The following is an 11,788-nucleotide window of genomic DNA, read 5'->3' as shown; positions in this document are numbered from 1 at the left end:
AGGGCAAAACTGCCGTTCAGCGGTCGGCATTGTCGAACACCTACCGGCAATACGAGTTAGAGTGTGACAACGCCAAGGGCCGGCAGTCCTCAACTTGAGGGCGCGGAGCACCGGAGGGACCCGGTGCTCTGCCTGTTGGGGTTTCCCCCTGGACGAAGGACAAAGGAGTCGCGGATGTCCAGCCACGACATCTTCATCGGCGAGACCATCGGTACCGCCATTCTGATCCTGCTCGGCGGTGGCGTCTGCGCCGCCGTCACCCTGAAGCGCTCGAAGGCGCGGGGCGCCGGCTGGCTCGCGATCACCTTCGGGTGGGGCTTCGCGGTCCTGACCGGTGCCTACATCTCGGCCCCGCTCTCGGGCGCCCACCTCAACCCCGCGGTGACCCTGGGTCTCGCGATCGAGGGCGGCACCAAGTGGAGCGACGTCCCCGTGTACCTCGGCGGACAGATCCTCGGCGCCATGATCGGCGCGGTGCTGGTGTGGCTCGCCTACTACGGCCAGTTCCACGCCCATCTGACCGACCCCGAGATCGTGGGTGAGACGAAGGGCAAGTCCGTCGAGGCCCGCGAGAACGCGGCCGGCCCGGTGCTCGGCGTCTTCTCGACCGGTCCCGAGATCCGCAACATGGTGCAGAACCTCGTCACGGAGATCATCGCCACGTTCGTCCTGGTCCTCGCGATCCTGACCCAGGGCCTGAACGGCGACGGCAAGGGCCTCGGTGTCATCGGTGTCCTCATCACCGCGCTCGTGGTGGTCGGCATCGGCCTCTCGATCGGTGGCCCGACCGGATACGCCATCAACCCGGTCCGCGACCTCGGCCCCCGCATCGTGCACTCCCTGCTTCCGCTGCCCAACAAGGGCGGCTCGGACTGGAGCTACGCGTGGATCCCGGTCGTCGGCCCGCTGATCGGCGGAGCGATCGCCGGTGGCATCTACAACATCGCCTTCGCCTGACGAGCACGACGCGACGACCCCCTTCGGACTTTCCAGGAGCACCCATGAGCGACATCCACTCCACCGGCCCGTTCATCGCGGCCATCGACCAGGGCACCACCTCCAGCCGCTGCATCGTCTTCGACAAGGACGGCCGGATCGTCTCGGTCGAGCAGAAGGAACACGAGCAGATCTTCCCGAAGCCGGGCTGGGTCGAGCACGACGCCAACGAGATCTGGGCCAACGTCCAGGAGGTCGTGGCCGGGGCCGTCGAGAAGGCGGGCATCACCTCCGCCGACGTCAAGGCGATCGGCATCACCAACCAGCGTGAGACCACGCTGATGTGGGACAAGAACACCGGCGAGCCCGTGCACAACGCGCTGGTCTGGCAGGACACCCGCACCGACGCGCTCTGCCGCGAGCTCGGCCGCAACGTCGGCCAGGACCGCTTCCGCCGCCAGACCGGTCTGCCGCTCGCCTCCTACTTCGCGGGCCCGAAGGTGCGCTGGCTGCTCGACAACGTCGAGGGGCTGCGCGAGCGCGCCGAGCGGGGCGACATCCTCTTCGGCACCATGGATTCCTGGGTCATCTGGAACCTGACCGGCGGCACCGACGGCGGTGTGCACGTCACCGACGTCACCAACGCCTCGCGCACCCTCCTGATGAACCTGCACGACATGGCGTGGGACGAGAAGATCCTGCACTCCATGGACATCCCGGCGGCCGTGCTGCCCGAGATCCGCTCCTCCGCCGAGGTGTACGGACACGCCAAGGGCGGCGTCCTGGACGGCATCCCCGTCGCCTCCGCGCTCGGCGACCAGCAGGCGGCGCTGTTCGGCCAGACCTGCTTCTCCGAGGGCGAGGCCAAGTCCACCTACGGCACCGGCACCTTCATGCTGATGAACACCGGTGACAAGCCCGTCAACTCCTACAACGGCCTGCTGACGACGGTCGGCTACCAGATCGGCGACCAGAAGCCGGTCTACGCCCTCGAAGGCTCCATCGCCGTCACCGGCTCGCTCGTCCAGTGGATGCGCGACCAGATGGGCATGATCAAGACGGCCGCGGAGATCGAGACCCTCGCCTCCTCCGTCGAGGACAACGGCGGCGCCTACTTCGTGCCGGCCTTCTCGGGTCTGTTCGCCCCGTACTGGCGCCCCGACGCCCGCGGCGTGATCGCCGGTCTGACCCGGTACGTCACCAAGGCGCACATCGCGCGTGCCGTCCTGGAGGCCACCGCCTGGCAGACCCGCGAGATCAGCGACGCCATGACGAAGGACTCCGGCGTCGAGCTGACCGCGCTGAAGGTCGACGGCGGCATGACCTCCAACAACCTGCTGATGCAGACCCTCTCCGACTTCCTGGACGCGCCGGTCGTGCGTCCGATGGTCGCCGAGACCACCTGCCTCGGCGCCGCCTACGCCGCCGGCCTCGCCGTCGGCTTCTGGCCGGACACCGACGCGCTGCGCGCCAACTGGCGCCGCGCGGCGGAATGGACCCCTCGCATGGACGCGGACAGGCGCGACAGCGAGTACAAGAACTGGCTCAAGGCCGTAGAGCGGACCATGGGCTGGATCGAGGACGAGGAGTAATTCGACATGACCACCCTGCAGAGCGTCCCTGCCCTCGGGACGCACCCGGCTTCCGGCTCCACCGTGTCTTCCTTCAAGGCAGTGAGCCGCGCCGAGACCCGGGAGCAACTGTCCAAGGCGACGTACGACCTCCTGGTCATCGGCGGCGGCATCCTGGGCATCTCCACCGCCTGGCACGCCGCGCAGTCCGGTCTGCGGGTGGCTCTGGTGGACGCCGGCGACTTCGCCGGCGCCACCTCCTCCGCCTCCTCCAAGCTGCTCCACGGCGGTCTGCGCTACCTGCAGACCGGCGCGGTGAAGCTGGTCGCGGAGAACCACTTCGAGCGGCGTGCGGTGTCCCGTCAGGTGGCCCCGCACCTCGCCAACCCGCTCACGTTCTACCTGCCCGTGTACAAGGGCGGCCCGCACGGCGCCGCCAAGCTGGGTGCCGGCGTCTTCGCCTACTCGGCGCTCTCCGCCTTCGGTGACGGCGTCGGCCACCTGCTCTCCCCCGCCAAGGCCGCGGCGGACGTGCCCGAGCTGCGCACGGACAACCTCAAGGCCGTGGCCGTGTACGGCGACGACCAGATGAACGACGCCCGCATGGCCCTGATGACGGTCCGTGCCGCCGTCGAGGCCGGCGCGGTCGTGCTCAACCACGCCGAGGTGACCGGGCTGCGCTTCACCAAGGGCCGGGTGACGGGTGCGGACCTCAAGGACCGCATGGACGGCGAAGAGTTCGGCGTCGACGCCCGGCTCGTGCTCAACGCGACCGGCCCCTGGGTCGACCACCTGCGCAAGATGGAGGACCCCGCCTCCGCGCCCTCCATACGCCTGTCGAAGGGCGCGCACCTGGTCCTCAAGCGCACCGCCCCCTGGAAGGCGGCGCTGGCGACCCCGATCGACAAGTACCGCATCACCTTCGCGCTGCCGTGGGAGGACATGCTCCTGCTCGGCACCACCGACGAGGAGTTCGAGGGCGACCCGGCGGACGTCGCCGTCACCGAGGCGGACACCGCGCAGATCCTCGACGAGGCCGCGTTCTCGATCCGCGACCAGCAGCTGTCGCGCGATCTGATCACCTACTCCTTCGCGGGGCTCCGAGTGCTGCCCGGCGGTCCCGGCGACACCTCGAAGGCCAAGCGCGAGACGGTCGTCACCGAGGGCCGCGGCGGCATGCTGTCGGTGGCCGGCGGCAAGTGGACGACGTTCCGCCACATCGGCCGTACGGTGATGAAGAAGCTGGAGCAGTTGCCGGGCCACCCGCTCGGCAACGACTTCGAGCCCATCTCCGAGCTCCCCGGCAAGATGCCGCTGCCCGGCATCGCCAACCCGCGTGCCGTCGCCCACCGCCTGATGGTGGACGGCCAGGCTTCCGGTGCGAGCATGGCGGCCGACACCGCCAAGCACCTGGCGACCCACTACGGTTCGCTGTCCTTCGACATCGCCCGTCTGGCCAACGAGGACGCGGCCCTCGCCGAGCGCATCCACCCGGACGCCCCGGAGATCTGGGCCCAGGTCGCCTACGCCCGCGACCACGAGTGGGCCGAGACCGCCGACGACGTGCTGCGCCGCCGTACGACCCTGACGATCCGGGGTCTGGCGACGGACGAGATCCGCGGCAAGGTGGACGACCTGCTCGCCGAGAAGAACTGACGGTACGTCACTTCACGTCCGAGGGGCGGCTCCCGCGAGGGGCCACCCCTCCGGCGTACCCACGACCGCTGCCATACGCCGTACATCCGGCCGCAACACCGCGCGACGAGAGTGGGGGGCATGAAGTTCCAGGTGCTCTCGATCGTCGGCCACGCCCCCCATCCCCTGACAGGTGAACTCCCTTCCGCCGCCGATCGGTTGGCGCAGGTACTGGACGTGGGCGAGGCCGCCGAACGGCTCGGCTTCGACGCGTACGCCATCGGGGAGCGGCACGCCGGCGCCTTCCTCTCCTCCAGCCCGACGGTGCTGCTCGGCGCGCTGGCCGCCCGCACCCACCGCATCCGGCTCCTGACCGGCGTGACCGTGGTCGCCGTCCTCGACCCGGTACGCGTCGCCGAGGACTACGCGACCCTCGACCAGATCTCGCGCGGCCGGATCGAGCTGGTCATCGGCAAGGGCGCGGAGGCCGGCCACTTCGATCTGTTCGGGCTCGACGAGGCCCGCCAGTGGGACCTCCAGCGGGAGAAGTACGAACTGCTCCGCCGGCTGTGGAGCGAGGAGGACGTCGACTGGGCGGGCGAGTTCCGTCCGCCGCTGCGCGGCGTCACGACCGTGCCGCGGCCGTACGCCGGGGTGCCGCGCGTCTGGCACGGCTCGGCGACCTCCCTCAACTCCCCCGAACTCGCCGCCCGGCACGGCGATCCGCTGTTCACGGCCAACGCGATCCAGCCCCGTGCCGCGTACGGCAGGCTCATCGCGCACTACCGGGAGAAGTTCGAGGAGTACGGGCACGACCCGGCGCGGGCCCACGTCGCGGCGGGCTCGGGCGGGCTGCTGATCGCCGACACCGCCGAGCAGGCGGTCGCCCGCTACCGGGAGGTGTACGAGGCGAGGGTGCGGCAGTCCTTCAAGCCGCACCTGGAGGGGAAGGCGGGCTACAACACCCCGTTCCGCACCATCGAGGACGCCATCGCCGACGGCCCGGCGCTCATCGGCTCCCCGCAGCAGATCATCGACAAGATCCTCGGCTTCCACGAGGCGTACGGGCACGACCTCCAGTCGGTGACGGTCGACGGGTTCGGGCTCTCGACCGCCGAACAGACCGAAACGCTCGCGCGGTTCGCGGAGGAGATCGCGCCGGTGGTGCGCAAGGAGGCGCCGAGCGCTCTGTGGGAGTGAGGCCCCGGGAGTGCGGGGCCGCGCATAATGGGGGTCGATACGTCGGATGTATGGAGGGCGCCCCGTGGCTGTCACCGACGAGGCCATCGAGAAGATCAAGGAAATGATCGTCTCCGGCGCCCTGCGGCCGGGCGACCGGCTCCCCAAGGAGAGCGAACTCGCGGCCGGGCTCGGCCTCTCCCGCAACTCCCTGCGCGAGGCGGTACGGGCCCTGTCGCTGATCCGCATCCTGGACGTCCGCCAGGGGGACGGCACCTATGTCACCAGCCTGGACCCCCAGCTGCTCCTGGAGGCCATGAGCTTCGTCGTGGACTTCCACCGGGACGACACCGTCCTGGAGTTCCTCGCGGTGCGCCGCATCCTGGAGCCGGCCGCGACGGCGATGGCGGTGTCGCGGCTCACCGAGGCCGAACTCGACGCGCTGGCGGCCCAGTTGGACGCGCTGGGCGAGGCTCCCTCGGTGGAGGAGCTGGTGTCGGCGGACCTCGCATTCCACCGGGCGATCGTGGCGGGCTCGGGGAACACGGTGCTGTGCTCCCTGCTCGACGGCCTCTCCGGGCCGACGACGCGGGCCCGGATCTGGCGCGGCCTGGCCCGGGAGGACGCGGTCGGGCGCACGGTGCGCGAGCACCGAGCGATCCTGACGGCCCTGCGGGACCGGGACACCGAGGCGGCCCGGTCCTGGGCCACGGTCCACATCGCCGGCGTGGAGCACTGGCTGAGGTCCACCCTCTGACACCCGGTGCCGCCGGGGGCGGGGACCTGGATGAACCGTTGAACGAACGTCCGCAGAAACGTCCACGGCAACGTCCGCGGGAACATTCGTCTGTACATCGGATCTCTATCCGTCATCCGATGTATATCGCCGTCCCCGCGCCACCATCCGGGGTCGCGGCGAGGATTTCGACGCACAGCTCGGATGAATCAGCGGTCGCATGCCCTGCTGCCCCGTCGGCCCCACCTTCATTCCTGTGTCACTCCCGGCAGCGCCGGACCGTGCACGGGGGCTGCGGCTGGGTAGGTCGGAAGCCGTAAGGTTGGGACGTACGCAAGGGAACTTCTGAGGGAGGCACTGGGTGATCGAGCTGGAGGGCGTTCCCGAGCTGGTCGACCCGGTCATGATCGCCGCGTTCGAGGGCTGGAACGACGCGGGCGACGCCGCCTCCTCCGCTGTCGCGCACCTGGACGGGGTGTGGAAGGGCGAGGTGTTCGCCGCGCTGGACGCGGAGGACTACTACGACTTCCAGGTCAACCGGCCCACCGTGTGGCTGGACGGCGGGGTCCGCAAGATCACATGGCCCACCACCCGGCTCTCCGTGGTCCGGGTCGGTGGCGACAAGCCGCGCGACCTGGTGCTCGTGCGCGGCATCGAGCCGTCGATGCGCTGGCGGTCGTTCTGCAACGAGATCCTGGGCTTCGCCCATGAGCTCGGCGTCGAGATGGTGGTGGTCCTGGGCGCTCTGCTCGGCGACACCCCGCACACCCGGCCGGTGCCGGTCAGCGGCGTGACCTCCGACCCGGACCTGGCGCGGACCATGGATCTGGAGGAGACCCGCTACGAGGGCCCCACGGGCATCGTCGGCATCCTCCAGGAGGCCTGCACACATGCCGGTGTCCCGGCGGTCAGCCTCTGGGCCGCGGTGCCGCACTACGTGTCCCAGCCGCCGAACCCGAAGGCCACGCTCGCCCTGCTCAACCGCCTGGAGGACCTCATCGACCTGCGCATCCCGCTCGGCGAGCTCGCCGAGGACGCCCGGGCCTGGCAGCTCGGCGTCGACCAACTGGCCGCCGAGGACAGCGAGGTGGCCGAGTACGTCCAGACCTTGGAGGAGGCGCGGGACACCGCCGACCTGCCCGAGGCGTCCGGCGAGGCCATCGCCCGCGAGTTCGAGCGGTACCTGCGCCGCCGGGACGGCGGCCCCGGCCCCGGCCAGGCCACCGCGGGCGGCCATGCCACCGAGGCCGACGGGTCGTATCTGCGGGACACCTCCAGCGGCCGCACCCGGCCGCCGAAGCCCCCGAAGACCGACGAGCCCGGCGAGGAGACCCCCGAGGAGTAGGGGGGCCCGCCGGGTGGCCCCGGTTCGCGTTGCGGCACCTCCTCGCGCGCGGGAAGGTCGAAGGACAAGTGCCTTCAGGAGGTGTCGTACGCCATGCCCATCGCCACGGTGAACCCGGCTACCGGTGAGACGCTCAAGAGCTTCGGGGCCATGGGTCCCGAGGAGGTCGAGCGCCGGCTGGCCACCGCCGGGACCGCCTTCGCCGGCTATCGCACGACCCCCTTCGAACAGCGCGCCCGCCTGGTGCTGCGCGCGGCCGATCTGCTCGACGCCGACCGGGACGACATCGCGCGCACCATGACCCTGGAGATGGGCAAGCCGGTCGTGGCCGCCCGCGCCGAGGCGGCGAAGTGCGCGAAGGCGCTGCGCTGGTACGCCGAGCACGCGGCCGAGCTGCTCGCCGACGAGGAACCGGACGAGGACGACGTCCGCGACTCCGGCGCCGAGCGGGCCCGGATCCACTACCGGCCGCTCGGCGTGGTCCTCGCGGTGATGCCGTGGAACTTCCCGCTCTGGCAGGTCGTACGGTTCGCGGCGCCCGCCCTGATGGCGGGCAACGTGGCCCTGCTCAAGCACGCCTCGAACGTGCCGCAGACCGCGCTGTACCTGGAGGACCTGTTCCGCCGTGCCGGGTTCCCCGACGGCTGCTTCCAGACCCTGCTCATCGGCTCGGACGGCGTCGAGAAGGTACTGCGCGACCCGCGGGTGGCGGCGGCCACCCTGACCGGCAGCGAGCCGGCCGGGCGCTCGGTCGCGGCGATCTGCGGCGACGAGATCAAGAAGACGGTGCTCGAACTCGGCGGCAGCGACCCCTATGTGGTGCTCGCCTCCGCCGATGTGGAGCGGGCCGCGCGGACCGCGGTGACCGCCCGGACGCAGAACAACGGGCAGTCCTGCATCGCCGCGAAGCGCTTCATCGTCCAGGACGGGGTGTACGACGCCTTCGCCGAGCAATTCACCGCCGGTATGCGGGAGTTGAGGGTCGGCGATCCGCTCGACGACGACACGGACATCGGTCCGCTCGCCAGCGAGCAGGGCCGCACCGACCTGGAGGAGCTGGTCGAGGACGCCGTGCGCAAGGGGGCGACGGCCCTGTGCGGCGGGAGCCGTCCCGAGGGGCTCGACGGTGGCTGGTTCTACCGGCCGACCGTCCTCGCGGGCATCACCGCCGACATGCGCATCCACCACGAGGAGACCTTCGGACCGGTGGCCACGCTGTACCGGGTGCGCGACCTGGACGAGGCCATCTCGGTCGCCAACGACACGCCGTTCGGGCTGAGTTCCAACGTCTGGACCCGCGACGGCGGCGAGGTCGACCGCTGTGTGCGCGACCTCCAGGCGGGCGGGGTGTTCTTCAACGGCATGACCGCCTCGCATCCCGCGCTGCCTTTCGGCGGCGTGAAGCGGTCCGGTTACGGCCGCGAGCTCTCCGGCCACGGTATCCGCGAGTTCTGCAATGTCACGACGGTGTGGCACGGGGCGGAGCCTTCGGAGGACTGACGCCTGGTCAACTCCGGGCAACGGGCCCTGTGCGGGCGCGCGTTGTATCCGGTCGTACGTGTCGGCGGGCGCCGTCACATTCCGGAAACGTTCGCGGGGCCGCCGGTGCGGCGGCCCCGCGGGCATGTCCGGCCGACCCCGCCCGGCACGCCACCCGGGCCGCTCGCGCACCTCGGCTCCACTCCAACCTCCGCCGTGTTCGGCCTGTTTGGGGCGTGACATCGGTTTCCGGTCGGATTGCACGGGTTGCCCATTCAGCTTGATTTCAAACTCCGTTCCCCTCCACGGGGTGGACGGGGCGCCGCGGCAGGAGCAGGGTGTCTCCCCGAAGGCACGCCAAGCACAGCACCCGAGGGGAGCGGCGGACGCGATGACCGATCGGATTCACCCGGGTCAGGGCCCCGGAACGGCGGGCCCAGGACCCGACGGAGCTGGATTCACCTATCACGGAGCCGAGCCCGAACTGATCGTCGTCGCACGGGCCGAGGCCCGGCTGCGCGTCGGCACCGACGGCGTCCGGTCGGCCTCCGGGGCCGACACCTCGGCCCTGGCGATGTTCCTCACCGATGAACAGATCGCCCTGGAGCCCTTGTTCGGCCGTGAGGACCGGCCGGCGCGGGTCCCGCAGGGCACCTCCCGCGAGGCGCTGCCGGACCTGTCCCGGTTCTACCGGGTGCGCGGCGGCGGCGAGCGGGCCCCGGAGCTGAGCGCGCGACTCGCGGCGCTGCCCGAGGTGGAGACCGCCTACGTGAAGCCCGGCGCGGTGCCCGCCTCGCTCACGGGCCGCGACGAGGAGACGATCAAGCGCCTGAAGGAGGGTGCGCCCGCGACACCCGACTACACCGGCCGGCAGGGCCATCTGCGGCCCGCCCCCGAGGGCGTCGACGCGTTCTGGGCGTGGCTGCGCCCGGGCGGCAGCGGCGAGGGCGTCACCGTCATCGACGTCGAGGGCGCCTGGCAGCTGGGCCACGAGGACCTGGCGGAGAAGCTGGCCGGGATCGTGGTGGGCAACCCGGTGCAGGACCTCGCCTGGCGCAACCACGGCACGGCCGTGCTCGGGATCATCGGTGGCGACCGGGACGCGAAGGGCATCACCGGGGTGGCCCCGGAGGCGGTCACGGCGGCCGCCTCGGTCCAGGGCATCGGCACGGCGGCGGCGATCCACGCCGCGGCCGAGCGGCTCTCGTCCGGCGACATCGTCCTGGTCGAACTCCACCGCCCCGGCCCGAGGTTCGACTTCCAGGACCGCGACGACCAGGCCGGCTACCTCCCCGTCGAGTGGTGGCCGGACGACTTCGCGGCGATCCGCTGGGCCACCGCGCGGGGCGTCCTGGTGGTGGCGGCGGCCGGCAACGGGGGCGAGAGCCTGGACGACGCCCTGTACGAGCGGCGCCCCGAGGGCTTCCCGCAGGACTGGCGCAATCCCTTCAACCCCTCCAACGAGCCCTCGGGTGCGGTCCTGGTGGGGGCGGGCGCCCCGCCGCCCGGCACCCACGGCCGCGACCACGGCCCGGACCGCTCGCGGCTCGCGTTCTCCAACTACGGGGCGCGCGTGGACGCTCAGGGCTGGGGCCACGAGACCACCACGACCGGCGGGTTCTGGGACCGGGCGGGCGATCTCCAGGGCGGGGCCGAGGAGATCGCCTGGTACACGGACACGTTCTCCGGCACGTCCGCGGCCGCCCCTCTCGTGGCGGGCGCCCTCGCCTCGCTCCAGGGCATCCTCAAGGCCGCCGGGCAGGAGCCGATGGCGCCGGAACGGGCCCGGGCGCTGCTCCGCTCGACCGGTTCTCCGCAGCAGGACGCGCCGGGCCGCCCCGCATCGCAGCGGATCGGCAGCCGGCCCGACATCAAGTCCGCCGTGACGCGGCTGATGCCCTCGACGGTCGGCACCGGCCAGGCCGAACGGTACTGGGACGAACTGCTCCCCTACCCCCATGAACTCCCCCCGAGGCTCCGGCTGTTCGTGGCCGGCGCATGGCGCAATCTGAACGACCCGGCGCCCGACGTCCGCCAGGCGGTGCACGCCGCCTTCGCGGCGGGGCGGCCGGACATCCGGGTCTGGTTCTCGGACGACGAGGTCGTCGGCCTGGTGGTCGCCGGCTGAGCACCGAGGGCACCGAAGGCCCGGACGGCGAACGACACTCACGACAGGGAAGGTGACACCCGCATGAGCACCACCCCGCAGATGAGCCAGCAACACCAGCAGCACCAGCAGCACCCGCAACAGCAGTACGGGCAGCTGCAGTTCGGACAGCAGCACGGCCAACAGGGTCAGCAGACGCCCAGCACGTCCCCGCCGCAGGGCTTCGGCCAGCAGGGGTTCGGCCAGCAGGGGTTCGGCCAACAGGGCTTCGGCCCGTCCTACGGCCAGCAGGACATCGGCCAACAGGGCTCCGGTCAGCAGGGCATCGGCCAACAGGGCTTCGGACAGCAGCAGGGCATGGGGCAGCAGCACCTGCCGCCGCAGATCCAGCAGCAGCTCCAGCAGCTCGGCCAGCAGCAGCCCTACCAGCAGTTGCTCCAGCAGATGGGTGGGCAGGGCCAGCAGGGCCAGCAGTCGCTCGGCCAGCCGCTCGTGCTGCCCGCCGCCGTCAACAGCGCCGCCCTGATCAGCGGGATCGCCACGAAGTTCTGGGACGTCGTGACCCCGCTGTCCGGCCAGCCGTCGATCCTCTACCTGTTCATCGACGGCCAGTGGCGCCAGCTCGCCAACCCCAACCCCGTCACGCACGACGGAGTCCAGCAGGCCTTCGCCTTCGGGCACCAGGTCATCGCGTTCTACGACGCCGGCAACAGCGTCATCCAGGCGGTCATCATCAACAAGCAGTAGGCAGCCAGTGGGCCAACTCCGGCACAGAGGGCGCCGGGTGGGGACTGACCCCG

General features: G+C 71.2%; 9 protein-coding genes. All 9 read left to right on the top strand.

Features of this window, described 5'->3' with window-relative positions; translation table 11 throughout:
* The first annotated feature begins 174 nt into the window (after positions 1-174).
* The 9 genes from IE267_RS29000 to IE267_RS28960 all read left to right on the top strand — a co-directional run bounded on the left by IE267_RS29000 (position 175) and on the right by IE267_RS28960 (position 11,735).
* The gene (locus IE267_RS29000; RefSeq protein WP_161250566.1) at positions 175-957 is read left to right on the top strand and encodes an MIP/aquaporin family protein; all 783 of its coding nucleotides are present in this window, start codon (positions 175-177) and stop codon (positions 955-957) included.
* Positions 958-1,001: 44 nt separating this feature from the next.
* Positions 1,002-2,528 (top strand): glycerol kinase GlpK, encoded by a 1,527-nt coding sequence (gene glpK / locus IE267_RS28995; protein WP_167154621.1) that lies wholly within the window; start codon positions 1,002-1,004, stop codon positions 2,526-2,528.
* 6 nt (positions 2,529-2,534) lie between these two features.
* Positions 2,535-4,163, top strand: a complete 1,629-nt coding sequence (locus IE267_RS28990; RefSeq protein WP_167154601.1) for a glycerol-3-phosphate dehydrogenase/oxidase — start codon at positions 2,535-2,537, stop codon at positions 4,161-4,163.
* 120 nt (positions 4,164-4,283) lie between these two features.
* On the top strand, positions 4,284-5,342 hold the full coding sequence (locus IE267_RS28985) for an LLM class flavin-dependent oxidoreductase (protein WP_189765265.1): 1,059 nt from the start codon (positions 4,284-4,286) through the stop codon (positions 5,340-5,342).
* Between the two features lie 64 nt (positions 5,343-5,406).
* Complete coding sequence (locus IE267_RS28980) at positions 5,407-6,078, top strand: FadR/GntR family transcriptional regulator (RefSeq protein ID WP_167154591.1); 672 nt, start codon at positions 5,407-5,409, stop codon at positions 6,076-6,078.
* Between the two features lie 340 nt (positions 6,079-6,418).
* Positions 6,419-7,402, top strand: a complete 984-nt coding sequence (locus IE267_RS28975; RefSeq protein ID WP_161250576.1) for a PAC2 family protein — start codon at positions 6,419-6,421, stop codon at positions 7,400-7,402.
* Between the two features lie 93 nt (positions 7,403-7,495).
* Entirely contained in the window at positions 7,496-8,902 is a 1,407-nt protein-coding gene (locus IE267_RS28970; RefSeq protein ID WP_167154583.1) for an NADP-dependent succinic semialdehyde dehydrogenase, read from the top strand.
* Positions 8,903-9,272: 370 nt separating this feature from the next.
* Entirely contained in the window at positions 9,273-11,009 is a 1,737-nt protein-coding gene (locus IE267_RS28965; RefSeq protein WP_189765263.1) for a S8 family peptidase, read from the top strand.
* Positions 11,010-11,072: 63 nt separating this feature from the next.
* Positions 11,073-11,735, top strand: a complete 663-nt coding sequence (locus IE267_RS28960; protein WP_189765262.1) for a hypothetical protein — start codon at positions 11,073-11,075, stop codon at positions 11,733-11,735.
* Positions 11,736-11,788: the final 53 nt, after the last annotated feature.

Source organism: Streptomyces xanthochromogenes (assembly GCF_014650455.1).
GTDB lineage: Bacteria > Actinomycetota > Actinomycetes > Streptomycetales > Streptomycetaceae > Streptomyces > Streptomyces xanthochromogenes.
This window is presented reverse-complemented; position numbering and strand designations above follow the sequence as displayed.

What these genes read in the sequence shown, in the direction of transcription:
- IE267_RS29000 (WP_161250566.1), top strand. Translation starts at nt 175, where the DNA reads ATGTCCAGCCACGACATCTTCATCGGCGAGACCATCGGTACCGCCATT.
- glpK (WP_167154621.1), top strand. Translation starts at nt 1,002, where the DNA reads ATGAGCGACATCCACTCCACCGGCCCGTTCATCGCGGCCATCGACCAG.
- IE267_RS28990 (WP_167154601.1), top strand. Translation starts at nt 2,535, where the DNA reads ATGACCACCCTGCAGAGCGTCCCTGCCCTCGGGACGCACCCGGCTTCC.
- IE267_RS28985 (WP_189765265.1), top strand. Translation starts at nt 4,284, where the DNA reads ATGAAGTTCCAGGTGCTCTCGATCGTCGGCCACGCCCCCCATCCCCTG.
- IE267_RS28970 (WP_167154583.1), top strand. Translation starts at nt 7,496, where the DNA reads ATGCCCATCGCCACGGTGAACCCGGCTACCGGTGAGACGCTCAAGAGC.
- IE267_RS28965 (WP_189765263.1), top strand. Translation starts at nt 9,273, where the DNA reads ATGACCGATCGGATTCACCCGGGTCAGGGCCCCGGAACGGCGGGCCCA.
- IE267_RS28960 (WP_189765262.1), top strand. Translation starts at nt 11,073, where the DNA reads ATGAGCACCACCCCGCAGATGAGCCAGCAACACCAGCAGCACCAGCAG.